Annotated in this window: 16 protein-coding genes; 7 read left to right on the top strand and 9 right to left on the bottom strand. The window is 38.7% G+C overall.

Annotated features, from left to right (window positions below):
• Window positions 1-26 precede the first annotated feature (26 nt).
• Both AOR04_RS14740 and AOR04_RS14745 read left to right on the top strand, forming a co-directional pair.
• A complete protein-coding gene (locus tag AOR04_RS14740; RefSeq protein ID WP_007376490.1) occupies window positions 27-401 on the top strand; it encodes a DUF413 domain-containing protein in 375 nt (124 codons plus the stop codon).
• 95 nt (window positions 402-496) lie between these two features.
• Window positions 497-1,732, top strand: a complete 1,236-nt coding sequence (locus AOR04_RS14745; RefSeq protein ID WP_096794143.1) for a response regulator — start codon at window positions 497-499, stop codon at window positions 1,730-1,732.
• A gap of 5 nt (window positions 1,733-1,737) precedes the next feature.
• On the opposite strand, the gene rarD is transcribed toward AOR04_RS14745, so the two are convergent.
• Complete coding sequence (rarD, locus tag AOR04_RS14750; RefSeq protein ID WP_033031372.1) at window positions 1,738-2,661, bottom strand: EamA family transporter RarD; 924 nt, start codon at window positions 2,659-2,661, stop codon at window positions 1,738-1,740.
• Window positions 2,662-2,715: 54 nt separating this feature from the next.
• The gene (locus AOR04_RS14755; protein ID WP_008136377.1) at window positions 2,716-3,171 is read right to left on the bottom strand and encodes a thioesterase family protein; all 456 of its coding nucleotides are present in this window, start codon (window positions 3,169-3,171) and stop codon (window positions 2,716-2,718) included.
• A gap of 133 nt (window positions 3,172-3,304) precedes the next feature.
• Between AOR04_RS14755 and recQ the strand changes: the two genes are divergently transcribed.
• The 4 genes from recQ (at window position 3,305) to AOR04_RS14775 (ending at window position 7,891) form a co-directional block, all read left to right on the top strand.
• Window positions 3,305-5,128: a DNA helicase RecQ gene (gene recQ, locus AOR04_RS14760; RefSeq protein WP_007376494.1), complete on the top strand. Its 1,824-nt coding sequence runs from the start codon at window positions 3,305-3,307 to the stop codon at window positions 5,126-5,128.
• A gap of 7 nt (window positions 5,129-5,135) precedes the next feature.
• Complete coding sequence (locus AOR04_RS14765; RefSeq protein ID WP_096793760.1) at window positions 5,136-5,420, top strand: DUF3630 family protein; 285 nt, start codon at window positions 5,136-5,138, stop codon at window positions 5,418-5,420.
• A 123-nt stretch (window positions 5,421-5,543) separates the two neighbouring features.
• Window positions 5,544-7,247 (top strand): BamA/TamA family outer membrane protein, encoded by a 1,704-nt coding sequence (locus tag AOR04_RS14770; protein WP_096793761.1) that lies wholly within the window; start codon window positions 5,544-5,546, stop codon window positions 7,245-7,247.
• A gap of 68 nt (window positions 7,248-7,315) precedes the next feature.
• On the top strand, window positions 7,316-7,891 hold the full coding sequence (locus tag AOR04_RS14775) for a mechanosensitive ion channel domain-containing protein (protein WP_096793762.1): 576 nt from the start codon (window positions 7,316-7,318) through the stop codon (window positions 7,889-7,891).
• A gap of 85 nt (window positions 7,892-7,976) precedes the next feature.
• Here the strand turns inward: AOR04_RS14775 and AOR04_RS14780 are convergent, their stop codons facing one another.
• The 3 genes from AOR04_RS14780 to AOR04_RS14790 all read right to left on the bottom strand — a co-directional run bounded on the left by AOR04_RS14780 (window position 7,977) and on the right by AOR04_RS14790 (window position 10,421).
• Window positions 7,977-9,035, bottom strand: a complete 1,059-nt coding sequence (locus AOR04_RS14780) for a succinylglutamate desuccinylase/aspartoacylase family protein (protein ID WP_007376498.1) — start codon at window positions 9,033-9,035, stop codon at window positions 7,977-7,979.
• A complete protein-coding gene (gene rimK / locus AOR04_RS14785; RefSeq protein ID WP_007376499.1) occupies window positions 9,022-9,927 on the bottom strand; it encodes a 30S ribosomal protein S6--L-glutamate ligase in 906 nt (301 codons plus the stop codon). The genes AOR04_RS14780 and rimK overlap by 14 nt, the downstream gene beginning before the upstream one ends.
• Window positions 9,928-9,998: 71 nt before the next feature.
• Complete coding sequence (locus tag AOR04_RS14790; protein WP_007376500.1) at window positions 9,999-10,421, bottom strand: ATP-dependent zinc protease family protein; 423 nt, start codon at window positions 10,419-10,421, stop codon at window positions 9,999-10,001.
• A gap of 291 nt (window positions 10,422-10,712) precedes the next feature.
• Between AOR04_RS14790 and AOR04_RS14795 the strand changes: the two genes are divergently transcribed.
• A complete protein-coding gene (locus tag AOR04_RS14795) occupies window positions 10,713-11,684 on the top strand; it encodes a zinc transporter ZntB (protein ID WP_096793763.1) in 972 nt (323 codons plus the stop codon).
• Between the two features lie 76 nt (window positions 11,685-11,760).
• Here AOR04_RS14795 and AOR04_RS14800 read toward each other — a convergent pair whose 3' ends face one another.
• From AOR04_RS14800 to parC, 4 genes are all read right to left on the bottom strand, one after another.
• Complete coding sequence (locus AOR04_RS14800) at window positions 11,761-12,930, bottom strand: polysaccharide lyase family 7 protein (protein WP_007376502.1); 1,170 nt, start codon at window positions 12,928-12,930, stop codon at window positions 11,761-11,763.
• 1,436 nt (window positions 12,931-14,366) lie between these two features.
• On the bottom strand, window positions 14,367-14,702 hold the full coding sequence (gene rraB, locus AOR04_RS14805; RefSeq protein ID WP_007376503.1) for a ribonuclease E inhibitor RraB: 336 nt from the start codon (window positions 14,700-14,702) through the stop codon (window positions 14,367-14,369).
• A complete protein-coding gene (locus AOR04_RS14810; RefSeq protein ID WP_007376504.1) occupies window positions 14,702-15,415 on the bottom strand; it encodes a 1-acylglycerol-3-phosphate O-acyltransferase in 714 nt (237 codons plus the stop codon). Before AOR04_RS14810 ends, rraB begins: the two co-directional genes overlap by 1 nt.
• Before the next feature lie 162 nt (window positions 15,416-15,577).
• Window positions 15,578-17,872, bottom strand: coding sequence for a DNA topoisomerase IV subunit A (gene parC, locus AOR04_RS14815; RefSeq protein WP_007376505.1), 2,295 nt, complete (start codon window positions 17,870-17,872; stop codon window positions 15,578-15,580).
• Between the last annotated feature and the right edge of the window lie 7 nt (window positions 17,873-17,879).

Genomic DNA, 17,879 nt, shown 5'->3' on the forward strand with positions numbered 1-17,879 from the left:
AATTACTAAGGCATGAGGATAAAGCTATGAGCAATGATATTTCACTACTTCGTCAAGCATTTGTTAGCCAACGTCAGTTTTATGATGATCACAACTTCCCACGCGGTTTTAGCCGTAGTGGAAACTTCACCTTATTAGAAGCCAGCATATTAGACCAGCATGGCGTTGTTTTAAAAGGCTTACACAACAAAACTATTGAGCCACAAAACGAACACCAAGAACAATTTTTAGCCGTAGCAATGGGGACTTTAGAGCCAACAAATCCGATTGAGCGTGCTTGGGTTAAATACCTTAAACTTACAACATGTAAGAGTAAGTTTCATACCCTATTTGGGCGCTCAAAAATATCAGGGCCAGCACCTATAAGCCAAGAGTATTATTCTGAAGCAGATAACCTATAAGCTCTTCACTTATTTGCTTATTTGCTTTTTTGCGTTTTAGCAGTTACAACTTGTATAAGCAAATACTTTTGCAAAAATATAAACAAGGTTGTGACGTGACGCGAAGAATACTAATAGTTGAAGATACGCCTACAATAGCGCGGGTGCAAAAACACATCGCGCTTAAAGCGGGTTATGAAGTAGATATAGCTGAATCTCTAACTCAAACAAAAGAACTTATCAGTAAAAATAGCTACTTTTGTGCTGTAGTCGACTTTATTTTACCTGATGCGCCTAATGGCGAAGCAATTCCTTGTACTATCGCTGCTGAAATTCCAACGATTGTAATGACGGGTAATATTGATAAAAAAACACGCGATACAGTAGAGAAATACCCTATAATTGACTACATAATCAAAGAAAATAAACAAGCGTATCAGTATCTCGAAAAACAGCTATTACGACTACCTCGAAACGAAAATATAAAAGTACTCGTTGTTGACGACTCTTTATCCACACGACAGTACATATGTAGCTTGTTAACCCGCCATAAATATCAAACTTTACAAGCTGAAGATGGTAAACAAGCACTTGTTATGCTTGAAACATCACCTGATATCTCCGTTATTATCACTGATAATGAAATGCCTAATATGAACGGCGATGAACTATGCACAGAAATCAGGCGTTTATATGATAACGATGAAAAAGCAATAATTGGCATTTCAGGCGCTGATTCTTCAGATTTATCTACCTTATTCTTAAAGAACGGGGCAAATGATTACCTACATAAACCTTTCAATAGTGAGGAGTTTTATTGTCGATTAAGCCAAAATGTCGATATGTTAACGCTTTTAGCAACCATAAAAAACCAAGCTAATACAGACTACCTCACAAAAATCCCCAATCGTCGTTACTTTTTTGAAGAGGCTAGAAAATCCCTTAAGAAAATTGAACTTGATAACGGTAATGGCGCATTAGCTATGCTTGATATTGATCATTTTAAAGCAATTAATGATACCTATGGCCACGATGCAGGCGACGAAGTATTAAAAGGTTTATCTATTTGTTTTAGCAAATACTTTAAAAAGTATTTAGTAGCACGCTTGGGGGGCGAAGAGTTTGCTGTTTTTTTTGCCGATACTGATAAACAAGAAGCACTCAAAAAACTTGAAGGATTTAGGTACTTTATAGAAGCTAATAGCCAACAATTTAGTAAAGCCAACATTAGATTCACTATTTCTATTGGTTTTTCGTCAGGGCCTGTTTATCAAATTGATGAGCTATTAAAACAGGCCGACTTAAAACTTTATGATGCAAAAGAAACTGGCCGCAACAAAATTATTAGCTAGAATAGTTAACTAGCCACTTGTGCTGTCGCCACTGCCGCTTTTTTTCGTTTGCGTGATTGATAGTAAGAATCCCAACTAAATATAGCAAGCGCACTCCAAATACATGCAAATGTAACTAATCTTTCTGCATCAAATACCTCACCGTAAAACACCACTGCGAGCATAAACATTAAGCTTGGCCCAATGTACTGAAAAAAGCCCAATGTAGTGTATTGCAAACGCTTAGCTGCGCCAGTAAAACACAATAACGGTAATGTAGTTATAATGCCCGCGCTAATTAGTAACGCATTAGTATGCCAATCGTTAGCGGGAAGGCTTGATGTGTCAGAAGGCGCCATTAACCACCAATAAACAAGCGCTACAGGTAATAATATAAGTGCCTCTAGCAATATCCCTGGCAGAGCTTCAACGGGGAGTTTTTTACGTAATAAGCCATAAAGTGCAAATGATATTGCCAATGAAAAAGCAACTACCGGAAACGAGCCAAAGCTAACGAGTTGCAATAATACTCCCGAAAACGCGAGTGCAACGGCAACGCCCTGAAACTTACGTAAACGTTCGCCTAAAAAAAGCATACCCAGTAGTACATTTAACAACGGGTTTATGTAATACCCCAAGCTTGCATCCAGCATATGGTTATTATTTATCGCCCATATGAAAAGCCCCCAATTAAATCCCAGTAACGCTGAAGTAATAACAAGCATTAACACTAGTTTGGGCTGAACAATAATACGCTTTATTTTGTGCCAATATTTAAGAATACTTACCACAAGTACTAAAAAAACAACAGACCAAACAACGCGATGCATTAATATTTCAAAAGCTGACACATGCTGGATAAATTTAAAGTATATAGGTGCTAACCCCCACATCACAAATGCTAGGCAAGCAAAAACAGCGCCTTTACGCTGCTCTGTATCAATCGACATAATAAAAACACTTAGTGATACTAAAAGGTCGCTAGTTTACTCTCCATGGATTGTTTATCCAACTAAATACGTACCAGTACCAAACGCAATTTGAATTGCTTTTTCATTATGTAACTCCATTCGACATACACACACTTTGTTGCCTGAACGAATAAGCGTTGCACTCGCGGTGAACACTTCGCCTTTGCCTGGGCGTAAATAATCGGTGCGTAAATCGATGGTTCCAAGCGTAGCTAGCCTCGTTTGCACACTACCAATATCTAAGTCTGTTAATTTATCAATCACACTTGCTGCAGCAAGCATTCCTCCCACATTATCAAGCACGGCTGAAATAACGCCTCCGTGTAATATTTTTTGCGCTGGATTACCAATAAATACATCCTGCCAAGGAAAGGTAATTTTTGCTTGTTCAGGACTCAGTGATTCTACCGATATTTGTAAAAACTGATTAAACGGCATGCCATTTACAAACAACGCCCCGACTTGTTCAATTAACATTTCTTTATTCATTATTATTCTCTATGCCAAAACTGGTAAGATGAGTAAAACATACATAGTGTAAAACTACGAGACTCCACTTAAATAATTCATCAAGTAACTCAGCTAAAGACATCTCGTTAAAAAACCACTAAAATACCCGCCAATGAATACATTAACACCACCTTCTAGTACGCTTGTGCGTAAACCAGAAACTGTCCTCAAACAAGTGTTTGGCTACAGCGAATTTCGCGACGGTCAAAAAGCAGTTATTGATGCAGCTATAAATGGGCATGACTCGCTTGTATTGCTACCCACAGGTGGTGGAAAATCTGTGTGTTATCAAATACCCGCTTTAGTGCTTGAAGGCGTAACCATTGTTATATCTCCGCTTATATCGCTAATGCAAGATCAGGTAACGCAACTCCAAGCACTTGGCGTAAAAGCCGCTTACGTTAATAACAGCTTAGCGCGAGAAGAACAGCAATTGGTGTATCAACAACTTCACCAAGGTTTAATTAAACTATTATATGTTGCGCCTGAAAAAGTATTGCAGCGTGACTTTTTAGAGCGTTTATCGCATTTAAATGTGAGCTTATTTGCCATTGACGAAGCGCACTGTGTGTCGCATTGGGGTCACGATTTTAGACCTCATTACTTTCGCTTAAACGAATTAAAGCAACGTTTTGCACATGTTCCTATGATGGCGCTTACCGCCACGGCTGATAAAGCGACCCGGTTTGATATCGTTGAGCAACTCAAACTACAGCAGCCTTATATTCATACTGGTAGCTTCGATCGTCCCAATATTCGTTACACCATAGAAGAAAAATTTAAACCTATGGTGCAACTGCTTCGCTACTTAAAAGAGCAAAAAAACCAAAGCGGTATTATTTATTGCACCAGTCGTAAGCGCGTAGACGACATTGCTGAAAAACTTGCAGACGCAGGGCTAAACGCTGCCGCTTACCATGCGGGTATGAGTAACGAACAACGACAATTTGTGCAAACTGGGTTTGCCCGCGACGACATTCAAATTGTAGTAGCAACTGTTGCTTTTGGTATGGGGATTAATAAACCTAACGTACGCTTTGTATTGCATTACGATATTCCAAAAAGTATAGAGTCGTACTATCAAGAAACAGGACGAGCTGGGCGAGATGGCCTTGCCGCAGAAGCCATCATGTATTTTGATCCGGCTGATATTGGCCGTGTAAGGCGCTTTTTTGAAGACATTGATGACGAACAACGTCGCCGTGTAGAAGAACAACGCTTTAACGCCATGGCTAGCTTTGCTGAAGCACAAACGTGTCGCCGCCAAATATTGCTAAACTACTTTAGTGAATACCAGCGCGAACCTTGTGGCAACTGTGATATCTGCTTAAACCCACCTAAAAGCTTTGATGGTACGTTAGTCGCACAGCAAGCGCTTTCGTGCGTATATAGAGCTGAGCAACGTTTTGGCCTAGGTTATATTGTAGAATTACTTCGCGGTGCAAACACGAGCCGCATACGCGATAACAACCATCATGAGTTAAGTACTTACGGTATCGGTAAAGATAAAAGCAGTGAATTTTGGCTTAGTATTTTACGTCAACTTATTCATCAGGGTTTACTAAGCCAAGATATAACACAAGGTGCGTCTCTTAGATTAACAGAAGCCGCGCGTGCAATTTTAAAAAGTGAATATGCTTTGCAATTGGCTGAACCTCGCCTGCAAGCCAAGCACGTGTACCAAGATAAATTAGCGCAATTTAATTATGATAAAAAGCTCTTTGCCCGCTTAAGAGCACTGCGTAAAGAACTTGCTGATGCCGACGATGTACCACCGTATGTAGTATTTAATGATAAAACCTTGGCTGAAATGGCGCAGCTTATGCCAACAAATGACAGTGAGTTTTTAAAAGTGTCGGGAGTTGGTTTCACTAAATTAAATAAATATGGCGGCGCCTTTTTAACTGCAATTCGTAATTACTTAGCTACAAATTAAGAGCATTATGACAAAAATAGAATACGACCATACTCATAAATGTATTGTAATTACGCCCATCGAGCCTCCGCATGATGAAGACTTTGAGCTGTGGAGTACATTATTTTTACATTCAGACGATATAACGCTCAACGAGTATTCTGCTGGTGCTGACCGTCATCGAGTTCGCTTTAGCTACCAGCAGCAAACCTTTAATTTAAACTATGAGCACTACAGCCAAAGTATTTGGATAAATGGAGAAGGCACTGAAGCCGATCATCTACTTGCTGCACTCACCTTTTATTTAAGTTAGCGGCTTTAGTTCAAAGTCGTTATATTTAATTTTCAAACTCAATACTTTTAACTTACATTTTAGTAACTATGATGTAAGCTGATATTACGGTAGTAATTTGCTACGTAGCAGTAAAGGGTTTGAATGGTAACTAAGAAATGGATCACACAGTACTGTATTAGCTTAAGTATTTTAGCCTTATCCATGCAAAGTGCATTAGCACAAACTCATGATAATACTCGTTGCCAAGTTGAAAAGTTAGACCACTCTAATAATAAAAACTTACGCCGCCAACTCAACGACGATATCTCCATTGTAAGCGCTAAACCCAATGCTAAAATTGCCACTATTTCACTTAAGCAACTCAATGTATTTAATACCGAACTCGAAGAAGAAAATAATGCATTATTTCGCTTTGCCAACCGCGCACATATTCAAACCGAACCGGATGTAATTAATAACCTCCTACTGTTTGCCACCGGCGATAAATATGATGCTAAAAAATTAGCTGAATCAGAACGCCTCCTACGCAAAGAAAGTTACTTATATGACGCCCAAATTAGTGCAACTGAGAACTGCGATGGTGACATTGATGTAAAGGTAGTGACTCGTGATTTATGGACGCTTCTACCTGAAATAAACTTTAGCCGCAGCGGTGGTGAAAATAAATCAAGCATTGGCTTTAGAGAATCAAACCTCTTTGGTTGGGGTAAACGCCTATCGTTTTCACGCACTACCGATAGCGACCGCAGTGGTTACTTATTTGTTTACGACGATCCTAATATTTTATCTACTCGCTACCGCGGCCGTCTAGAGTACGCCGATAACAGCGATGGCAAGCGCCATTTACTTGAGTTAACCTATCCATTTTACGCAATTGACACCCCTCTTAGTTACGGTATTTTAAGCTATTCAGAACAGCGCGAAGAGTCATTATATAAACGCGGCGAAGAGTTTAGCGAATTTGATCAAACTAGCGATTTAACCAGTGCATTTATAGGGCACTCTAAAGCGCTTAATAATAACTGGACCCAGCGCTTAACCTTAGGTTATACCGACGAGCAGCATACCTTTGAAGCTATAGACACCACCTTTGCACCACTTGCCGATGACAGAAGTTTAAGTTACCCATTTATAAGCGGCCACTGGTTTGAAGATAACTTTATAAAAGTACGCAATTTCGACAGTATGTACCGCACTGAAGATTTAAACCTAGGCTGGAATGTTAAAGCCCTTGTTGGTTACTCTGATGAATCTTTGAGTGATGATGATAGTCGTGCTATTTATTCATTAAATTTTAAAAAAGCACATTTTTCTGGCGATAATACTCTATGGCGTTTTAACACTGACATTGAAGGATATTGGAATAAAGAACACAAACAATTAGAAAACTTTAGGGCCACTAGTCAAATTCAATACTACTTAAACACCAGTGTTGATCAATCGTGGTATGTAAAAGGGCGTTTGCAATATGCTAAAAACTTAACTGCCGACCAACAACTTACTTTGGGTGGTGAAACTGGTTTACGAGGCTACCCTATGGATTATCAACACGGCGATCGCAGTTTTTTAGTTAGTTTAGAAAAACGCTATTATTGGGAGTACGATTTGCTTCAGCTATTTAAAGTAGGTGGCGCTGGGTTTATTGACGTTGGCCGAGCGTGGTTTAACGACAAAGATAATGGCGAGAACGATCACGTACTTAAAAATGTTGGCATAGGTTTACGCTTAGCCCCAAGCAGAGCTAACGCAGGTACTATGATCCACATTGACATCGCCGCACCGCTTGATAGTTATGACGATGTAGACTCAGTACAATGGTTAGTTAATGTGAAAAAATCTTTTTAAATAACTATTTCGCATCATCTTAAAACGTTAAACTAATTAATTACTTACTCCCCATATGAGAATGTATTTTGGAACCGTTAGAGATTTTAGATTTTTTTGGTACACAATATAAACTGATTGTGACCCTAATCGCCTTACTACTTTATCCGTTGCTATTAAAGCTGACTAAAAAGCTTCTCGAAAAAACCATTAAGGGTAAAGTAGATTTACATCACAAATCGCGCGCAGAACTACTGCTTAAAATAATACTTGCCTGTGTAATGATATGCTTAGTACTGGTATTTTGGGGCATTGAATTACGTGGCTTACTTGTACTTGGCTCCTCATTATTTGCCATGCTAGGTGTTGCACTTTTTGCCGCATGGTCGTTATTAAGTAACTTAACTGCATTCTTATTAATGTTTATTCAAAACGACTGCCGCGTTGGTTATTGGGTACGAATTATTGATGGCGCGAATCATGTTGAAGGTCGCATTGTCGAAATGGGTTTGATGAATGTAGTACTTGAACACATTGATGGCCATCGTGTTATTTATCCTAACAATTTATTTGTGACGCGCCCTGTCATGGTTTTAAATAAAGAACCAAAACCAACAAAAACGCCTGTTATAAAGCGTATTATTGGCCCTAAAAAACATACTTAAAAAATAATAGTCACAAAAAAGCCGCAGAAGGTAAATACCTTCTGCGGCTTTTTAATGCTTAACTAAACAGAACTTAGGTTAACGATTAATTATTTAGTTCCGCAGTTTTAAGTTCGTCATCTAAATCATTTATTTCGTCTATAAAGCTCTCTAGCTGCTGCTCAACTAAACCATTGTCACTCGCAAAGTAAGCTAGATGAAAGACTGCATCACCCTCATTTACTAATGGCATCGTTTGTTGGCCAATAACAATCCCACCTTTAGGTGCTAAAAGCTCAAGTTCAGAGTCACCCAACGGACTACTAATATAAGCAAGTATTTGGCCCTTAATTACACGTTCGCCCAATGATACTTGAGCACGTACAATGCCATCAACTTCTGCGCGTATCCAACTTGTAGAACCTGCAATAATCGGATCTGGTAATTTTTTCGGGCGTTTGCCACGAATCATTTTTAAATGACGCATAACATAATCAACGCCCTGCACACCGGCTGCAATTGCAATAGGATCAAATCGTAGTGCTTCACCTGCTTCATAGGTTATAACAGGTATGCCTAAGTTAGCCGCTTCGCTGCGAAGAGAGCCATTACGCAGTGATGCATCTATAACCGCTGGCGTGCCAAATGCTTTAGCCATTTCAGCTGTTGCTTCATCTGCTAAATTAGCACGAATTTGTGGCAAATTAGTCCGGTGAATAGCCCCCGTATGTAAATCAATGATATGCGTACAATGTACTGCTACTTGATTAAAAAACATATAAGCCATACGTCCTGCTAACGAGCCACGTTCAGAGCCTGGAAAACTGCGGTTCATATCACGTCGATCTGGTAAGTAACGCGATTTATGAATAAAGCCAAACACATTCACAATAGGCACAGCGATTAACGTGCCACGTAACTGACTAGGATCTATTTTAGCAAGTAACTGGCGTACAACTTCTACGCCATTTAATTCATCACCATGAATAGCAGCACAGACCATTAGCACAGGTCCTTCCATTACACCATTCACCACTTCTATAGGAATATTAAGTGGTGAATGGGTGTAAAGCTTTGCGGCTTCTAAGGCAAGCGTTTTACGCTCGCCTACGCCAATCTGTTCACCTAATAAGGTAAAAGGACGGTTAATTTTAACCTTTGCCACGTGTTGCTGTTCCTTTACTTGAAGCATTCTTTTCGATGAAGTCAATCACCATACCTGCAATATCTTTACCTGTTGCGATCTCAATACCCTCAAGACCAGGTGATGAGTTTACTTCCATCACAAGTGGCCCACGAGATGAGCGAAGTAAATCGACACCAGCCACATTTAAGCCCATTGATTTAGCGGCTGCAACTGCTGTTTTACGCTCCTCAGGAGTAATACGTACTAATGTCGCGCTACCACCACGGTGAAGATTAGAACGGAACTCACCTTCTTGTGCTTGGCGCTTCATTGCTGCAATTACTTTATCGCCCAATACGAAACAACGAATATCTGCACCACCTGCCTCTTTAATATATTCCTGAACCATAATATTAGCTTTTAAGCCCATAAATGCTTCAATAACACTTTCAGCCGCTTTACGCGTCTCAGCAAGTACAACACCAATGCCCTGTGTACCTTCAAGTAATTTAATTACAACAGGTGCACCGCCTACCATTTCTAGTAAGTCTTTTACATCATCTGGTTTGCTAGCAAAACCTGTTACTGGCATACCAACGCCTTTGCGCGAAAGTAACTGAAGCGAGCGCAATTTGTCGCGCGAACGAGAAATTGCCACGGATTCGTTTACAGGGTAGACACCCATCATTTCAAACTGACGAAGTACCGAGCAACCATAAAATGTAACCGATGCACCAATACGCGGGACGATTGCGTCAAATTCTTTTAAATTTTCACCGCGATAGTGAATTTCTGGTTGCTCTGAATTTATATTCATATAGCAGCGTAGTGCGTCGATTACTTTAACTTCATGGCCACGCGCTTCTGCCGCTTCGATTAAACGACGTGTTGAATATAATTTTTTGTTACGAGATAAAATACCGATTTTCATAGTTAAAACCTTAACTAAATTGTATGCATTAATTATTTATGGCTGATTTTCAAACATAAAATTCAATACTTTTATAATAAATGAGATAAAGCCGTGTCAACAATGACACGATTTTCCATGGCTGTACGCCCTAATAACATTCTAAACTTCATTGTTGCTCGACTGGTTAAAGTCATCTCTATAGGCCAGCTATGCTTACCCGCATGCAATGTTGTTTCTATAAAATAACGTAATTCTTTTTGTCCACTTGAGCTTGTTACGTTTTTTATTTTTTTAACCTTTGCATTACAAGTGATTTTCGTTTGTTCATCATCTTGCAATGGCTGGGCTGTAAACTTAACCCATTTTTCTCCATCAACTTCGTACTCTTCAATGTTAATAGCATGAATACATGATGTACGAGCGCCTGTATCAATTTTAGCTTTTATTCGCTCAATACCCAGTTCAGGTAAGCTCAACCACTCACGCCAACCAATAGTGATCTTTGTCGTCATAAATGTGCCCTTAATAAAAAAGTGACTTATACGCTACAGGTAAAAAAACACCAACAAAATAAATTTATCCCGTCGACAAGTGAATTTGATTGATAAATATCGACCGCAAACTTCACTATATTTTTCTACTGCACAGTTAACTATCTTGGTTTGCTAGCAATTTAATTCACACCAAATTTATGCTTTATTAATTTAAAAACTAACTTATTAAAAATAAAGATAAGTCTATTTTGATTAAGTAGATACACTATAGTTAACAGTATTAAAAATACACTATTATGAGAAACTAATATGATTAATGGTTTACTCCACGCCCTAGTTCTTGACGAACGAGGTGGTGCACGCCCCATTTCAAACACTGATGAGCTACATAATTGGAAACCTGGACAGGGTAAGCTTTGGGTACACATGGATTACAGTCAAACAGAAGTCGTTACATGGCTTAAAAATTGTGAGTTTTTAACCGATTACGAGCTAGAGTCGTTAACCGCAGATGAGACTCGCCCACGTATTACATCTGCCACAAATGGTCACATGCTATTTTTACGCGGGGTGAATTTAAACCCGGCGCAAAGCCCTGAAGATATGGTATCAATTCGCTTTTTCATTAATGAAGATATTGTAATTACGACACGTAAACGTCGATTATTATCAATTCAAGATATTTTAACATCGTTTAGTAGTAATACCGGCCCATGCAACATATCAGAATTAGTATGCGCAATAGCACAAAAATTGATATCACGAATGCAAAGCGTCATTGATTCGCTTGATGAAACATTAGATGATTTTGAAGAAGAAATAGACGAACCAAGTAAACCTTTTGATAACCAAGGGTTATCGCAACTGCGTCGCCAAACAATCGCCTTAAAGCGCTACTTAAGGCCGCAAAAAGAAGCATTAAGCAGTATGGTGAACAACCACTATCCATGGTTATTTGATGACGATAAAGCAAAGTTAAATGAAACGACAAATTTGCTTATTCGCTATCTAGAAGAGCTAGATAGTTCCATAGAGCGGGCACAAATTATTCAACAAACAATCACAAACCAAGTGTCTGAGCAATTAAATCAGCGCATGTACGTCATGTCGGTTGTCGCTGCTTTATTCTTACCTCTGGGGTTTTTAACTGGCTTATTAGGTGTGAACGTAGGGGGCATACCTGGCACAGAGAGTCCATATGCATTTACGTTATTTGTGGTTTTTTTAATCGTATTAACGGGCAGTATTGGCATTTACTTTAAAAACAAAAAATGGTTATAAATTAAATTCATATACTATCAACGAGTATAAAAGCCACTCTACTTTGAATTAAAGTGGCTTTATAAATAATACTTAATTATTTAGTTACTCGAGTATAGCTAACATTTGTCATTGTGATTTTAGATTTAGTAATACCTAAATCCTTAAAGCACTCTTTAAAGGAGTTTGAATTACCCGATTCACCACAATTATCTAATGTATATGGGTCTTGCGATTGTAGGTAGTTACCAAATTTGAAGTAAGATTCGGAATCATCTTCGACCGGAATACCAAAAGTACTGCCAAGTGCGGTTACATCAACATCACCGTAATTATTCACAACTTTTAAATTAAATGAACCACCACTGGTTATAGTACCTAGTGCAAACTTTTCTTCATTACCACTGGTGTTACGCAAACGTACATACACGTCAAAAACACCATTATTTGCAGTACTATCATCAAAACCTGACTCTGACGAATCAGACACATACACTTTCATAATAGTGCCTGTATCACTTGCATGGTGTTGGGCAACAATAGTTTTTCCACCATCGGACATTTCAACTTTAACATTAGCTTCAAATACTTCGTAAGTGTCAGTCATCGCAACACGTAAATTAGATTTAACTTTATACTCATGACGCCAACCATTTCCATTAGGCGTAATATGTTGCGCTTCTAATGGCACAAATACTAATGTGCTATCGTTAACCAATGGATTAGGATTATCCCCCTCTAAATCAAAAATACTACCACTTGTAATACTGCTTGGAATATTACTTCCGCCACCAGTATCACCGCCGCCAGTGTCACCCCCACCAGAGCCGCCACTGCTTAGCGTAAAATCATCAAAACGTACATCATTCGAACTATTATTATGTTTAGCAAAAACTTGTAATGAATCCGTATTCGCAGAAGTAAAGGTTTTAGATACTTTAGTCCACGAAGAAACATCAAACTTCTCGCTTTTAAACAAACCATTCAGATCATTGACTCCAATTTCACCTTTGCCTAGTACGTACGCACTTAATGTGTATTGAGTGTTTCTTTCTATATCAACAACTTGATGTACACGACCAGGGCTACCTTGAATTTTTAAGGATTTGGATCCTTTGTAAGCACTTCCCGAAATAGCTGCTGGTTCGACTTCATTCCAATTACTCCAGCCGTCTTCAAAACCAGCATTATTAATCGTTGCTGCTTGCAAAAAACTTGAGCTTGTAGTCATTATTGCAAAAATAAATAGGGATTTTTGATTAATCATTATCTTCATTTCTCCGAACCTGCACATGAAAATAATCTAACTGCCCAGTTTAGTGGCATTTCCACCGAACCTAGATCACCGCCTGTAAACAGGTTTCAACTTGTGTTTGTGTAACTGGTAATTTAATTTTAGATAAAAACCAACAATTGGACTTACAAAAATAAATTACCAATTGATATTGCCAGTGTGGCGAGACACAAGTTATATCTCTTGAAATAAATTTGCAATAATTAATTCAATAGGTAATAAGTATTAATACCATTTCTATTTTTGATTAAATACATACTAAAAATGATTTAAAACAATAACTAACATTAATTAAAATATAAAAATGATAGAATTTAAATTTTTTAAAATAATGAATAAGTATCAAAAACACAAAAAATTGGTATACCAATAAAATACAATTTAAAAATTTGCATAAACAAAAACACTGGTCTAGTCTTTTTTATAAATACCACGCCAACACTGGTTGACCAATTAAACTTACTTAAAGTAAATATAAGATAAAAAGTCACTTAACAATGGCAACATAGAGAATGCTCTAAACATGAAACTTCGTACCCGTTGCATTAATAAATTAAGCAATGGGTAAATGGTTTAATAACAAGGTAAAAAATACAGGTTCAAATGGGGAGTTAACGCAGCAAGTGAATTATTCATGTGGCTCGAACGGTCAATGCTTTAAAAAATAGATACTAATACACTTAAGCAAGCCTTAACCTGTACATGAAGTTTATTAAGAAAATAAAAAATTCAGTTATCACTTTCATACATTTCACCTATTTTAGTGAGGTATTAAAACTTATTTATCTTTCGAGGTTAAATTTACAGCAATGTATTTTTTTAGGCAGAGCCTATAGTGTGTGGTTATTTCCCCTAAATAGGCGATAACACAACATAAATACCACACATTATCAGCCCTTTGAGTTCGCCCTAGGTCGATTGATTCTTTGTTTTTTGTCTATATGACTATAGTTAAGGTGAATGTTCTGGACACAGAAGCTTTGCTCGGCTTCTACTCATTTTGTGTAGATGTAAGACAGTAGGGTAATGCTGGATCTTTTACTAAGTCACCTTGAACTCTGGATAATAAATCTATCTCAAGCAGTTATTTTCAGCGCTAACTGCATTGAACTAATACCAATTCACTTAATTAAGTGACCTGTTTTGAGGTAAAAACCGTGTCGATAACAAAACAAAAAGTTAGTTATTTAGTTGTTATAACTAATTGTTCTTACATTACTCTACCTTCTGCAACCATGTAGTCGTATATCAGATATTTTTAACACAATTAGCGTCAGATTTAATCCCTCAAATTGATTAAGCACTATTGCGGATTGGTATCACACACCTCGATAATACTCACTTTCAAAAGACATTAAAAAAGGCAAGCATCTATAATGCTCGCCTTTTATTTATGGTTGTGCAGCTAACTACTCTTGAAAGTAAGTGCCCCAACCATCATATTCTACTTCACATTCGACGGCTAATTGCGCTAATTTATCAACGTCTTCCATTATCACGTCTACATCAAGTTCGGCTTCAACAACGATGTCAAAACTCCAAATTTTACTGCCATCTTCAAGCTCAAGCTCTGCAGGCTCTTCAACATCGTAACCCAATTTGAACGCAGCAAGGGCTGCTTGTTCCAATTTAGGGAAATCTTCACACACAAAGTGGTGCTCTACTTCATAAAGTATTTCAGGATCAGATCCGTCTTCGAGTAATGAAGATACAATGTCTTCACTTATTTCACGCCAGTTTTCCATTATTTATCTCTCACTTGAGCATCTAATTCAGTTATTTTAGCAGCCATAATATTGTGTACATTTTGGGCGTGCTCGCGCGCGCTAATACTTTCATCAAGTGATATAGGCGCTAACATTTCAATGTAGATTGTACCATTATCCCAACGATTTAGCTTAATGGTTTTATGTGTTGTATTCATACACACTGGGACTATTGGTACTTCAGCACTCATAGCAGTATGAAAAGCCCCTGTTTTGAACGGTAGCAACCCTCTTCCATAACTGCGTGTGCCTTCGGCAAATACCCAAACAGACAACCCATCTTTCTTTATTTTTTCAGCAGCTTTCGAGATTGTACCTGCTGCTTTTGAACGATTTGCCCGATCAATTAAAATATTACCCGAAAGCCAATAAAGCTGACCAAAAAATGGAATCCACTTTAAGCTCTTTTTGCCTAAACTTACGCAGTTTTTGGGCACCATTGCTGGCACTGTAAATAAATCGTAGCTATTTTGATGATTAGCAACATAAACGGCAGGACCAATATCAACAGCATCTTTATGACGTGTTAAAACTAATTTAACACCAATCATTTTAGCCATTGAGCCAAACCAGCCCGCTATAATGTGTACGTTATTGGGATGAAATGGCCTTACTAACGACAATAGTAAGCCAAAAAAACAACTCAATAGTATAAATAGCAGCATAATAAAAATACGTATAACAGCGAGCAAATCGGCTTCTCCAAAAATCAGTTACAACTATTATAGCGTTATTTTGTGACACAAACGAGACAATAGCGCACAAGTGTACGCTGAAAAACTTTAAGTGCTTTATTTTAAAACAAAAACGGCCTGCAAATGCAGACCGTTTCTAATTATACAAAAAGTAATTGATTACTCTTCGTTAATGGCTTCTATTGGCTCATCATCTTGAGGAGTTAGCTCAACAACGGCTTCGTCAACACGCTGTAAGCCACGTGGTAACTTATTACCACGACGACCTCGCTCACCATGATAATGCTCTAAATCACTTGGTTTAAGTGTTAGTTTACGCTTACCAGCATGAAGCGTAACACTGCTTCCTAATGGCACAACAGCTAGCACTTTTACAAACTCTTCACGGGCTTGTACTTTAGCACCTGGTATAGAAATGATTTTATTACCTTTACCCTTACCTAATTTTGGTAAGTCTCGCAGTGGGAATAAAAGCATTCGACCTTCGTTAGAAATAGCCATACAGTAATCGCTAGCAACATCGTTCACCCTAATAGGAGAAAGTAATATGCCACCTTTAGGAACACTTACCAGCGCTTTACCATTTTTATTTTTACTCACTAAATCTTTAAAGTCGGTAATAAAGCCGTAACCTGCATCTGACGCCATAAGTAAGACTTGCTCGTCTTCACTCATTACCACGTGCTCAAAATTAGCACCTGGTGTTAAGTTAAAACGACCTGTCATTGGTTCGCCTTGGCTACGCGCCGAAGGCAGACTGTGCGCATCGGTTGCAAATGCCCGCCCTGCTGAATCTAAAAATACAGCCGGTTGATTGCTCTTACCCCGAGCCGAGGCTCTAAAGCCATCACCTGAACGATAATTTAAGCCTTGTACATCTAAATCATGGCCTTTACCAACGCGTGCCCAGCCTTTATCTGATAGCACGACAGTAACTGACTCTGATGGAATTAAATCTTTTTCGTTAAGTGCTTTCGCTTCTGAACGCTCAATCACTGGCGAGCGACGATCATCACCGTACATTTCAGCGGCTTCTTGAATTTCTTTTTTCAGCAGTGTCGACATACGACGTTCTGAGCCAAGTATTTGCGCTAATTTATCACGCTCTTTGGCTAGTTCATCTTGCTCACCGCGAATTTTAAACTCTTCAAGTTTTGCTAAATGACGAAGTTTTAATTCTAAAATAGCTTCTGCTTGCGTATCAGTTAAATCAAAGCGCTCCATTAGTACAGGCTTTGGTTTATCTTCACTGCGGATGATTTCAATCACTTCATCAATATTTAAAAAGGCGGCTAATAAACCTTCTAAAATATGCAAACGCGCTAATACTTTATCTAAGCGATACTGCAAACGACGGCGCACTGTTTCGCGTCTAAATGTTAGCCACTCACTTAAAATACAGCGCAAGTCTTTAACTTGCGGGCGACCATCTAGGCCTAGCATGTTTAAGTTTACGCGGTAATTTTTTTCAAGATCGGTGGTTGCAAATAAATGCGCCATCAATGGCTCAGCTTTAATGCGGTTTGAGCGTGGAATAATTACAATGCGTGTTGGATTTTCATGATCTGACTCGTCACGTAAATCAGCAATCATTGGTAATTTTTTAGCGTTCATTTGCGCTGCAATTTGCTCAAGTACTTTACCACCAGAACATTGATGCGGCAGCGCTGTAATAACGATATCGCCATGCTCTTCGGTGTAAACCGCACGCATTTTGATAGACCCACGACCGGTTTTATATATTTTATGAATATCGGCTTTTGGGGTAATTATTTCAGCATCTGTTGGGTAATCTGGTGCATGTACAAGCTCAAGTAATTCTTCAAGCTCTGTTTTTGGTTTATCAAGTAATAAACAACATGCACTAGCCACTTCACGTACGTTATGTGGCGGAATATCGGTTGCCATACCTACGGCAATACCCGTTATACCGTTGAGTAAAATATGCGGTAAGCGAGAAGGCAGTACTACTGGTTCATCCATTGTGCCATCAAAGTTTGGTGTCCAATCGACGGTGCCTTGGCCAAGCTCTTTTAATAGTACTTCTGAAAACTTAGATAAACGCGCTTCGGTATAACGCATTGCTGCAAACGATTTAGGGTCATCTGCCGCGCCCCAGTTTCCTTGTCCATCTACCAAAGGGTAGCGGTAAGAAAACGGCTGCGCCATTAATACCATCGCTTCGTAACATGCACTGTCGCCGTGTGGATGGTACTTACCGAGTACGTCACCCACGGTACGAGCTGATTTTTTGTACTTGGCATTAGCCGACAAACCCAGTTCGCTCATCGCATAAATAATACGACGCTGTACTGGTTTTAAACCATCACCTACATGCGGTAAGGCGCGGTCCATGATCACGTACATGGAATAATTTAAATAGGCGTCTTCGGTAAAACGCCCCATTGTTTGTTGCTCAATTCCTTGCATTAGCAAGGTATCTGTATCACTCATTAAAGCT

Source organism: Pseudoalteromonas sp. 1_2015MBL_MicDiv (assembly GCF_002407505.1).
Classification (GTDB): domain Bacteria; phylum Pseudomonadota; class Gammaproteobacteria; order Enterobacterales; family Alteromonadaceae; genus Pseudoalteromonas; species Pseudoalteromonas fuliginea.

Excerpts from the sequence above, each read along its gene's own strand:
- AOR04_RS14800 (WP_007376502.1), bottom strand. The coding sequence starts at position 12,930 with ATGATTAATCAAAAATCCCTATTTATTTTTGCAATAATGACTACAAGC.
- rarD (WP_033031372.1), bottom strand. The coding sequence starts at position 2,661 with ATGTCGATTGATACAGAGCAGCGTAAAGGCGCTGTTTTTGCTTGCCTA.
- AOR04_RS14790 (WP_007376500.1), bottom strand. The coding sequence starts at position 10,421 with ATGACGACAAAGATCACTATTGGTTGGCGTGAGTGGTTGAGCTTACCT.
- rimK (WP_007376499.1), bottom strand. The coding sequence starts at position 9,927 with ATGAAAATCGGTATTTTATCTCGTAACAAAAAATTATATTCAACACGT.
- parC (WP_007376505.1), bottom strand. The coding sequence starts at position 17,872 with ATGAGTGATACAGATACCTTGCTAATGCAAGGAATTGAGCAACAAACA.
- AOR04_RS14755 (WP_008136377.1), bottom strand. The coding sequence starts at position 3,171 with ATGAATAAAGAAATGTTAATTGAACAAGTCGGGGCGTTGTTTGTAAAT.
- AOR04_RS14765 (WP_096793760.1), top strand. The coding sequence starts at position 5,136 with ATGACAAAAATAGAATACGACCATACTCATAAATGTATTGTAATTACG.
- AOR04_RS14770 (WP_096793761.1), top strand. The coding sequence starts at position 5,544 with ATGGTAACTAAGAAATGGATCACACAGTACTGTATTAGCTTAAGTATT.
- rraB (WP_007376503.1), bottom strand. The coding sequence starts at position 14,702 with ATGGAAAACTGGCGTGAAATAAGTGAAGACATTGTATCTTCATTACTC.
- AOR04_RS14795 (WP_096793763.1), top strand. The coding sequence starts at position 10,713 with ATGATTAATGGTTTACTCCACGCCCTAGTTCTTGACGAACGAGGTGGT.
- AOR04_RS14740 (WP_007376490.1), top strand. The coding sequence starts at position 27 with ATGAGCAATGATATTTCACTACTTCGTCAAGCATTTGTTAGCCAACGT.
- recQ (WP_007376494.1), top strand. The coding sequence starts at position 3,305 with ATGAATACATTAACACCACCTTCTAGTACGCTTGTGCGTAAACCAGAA.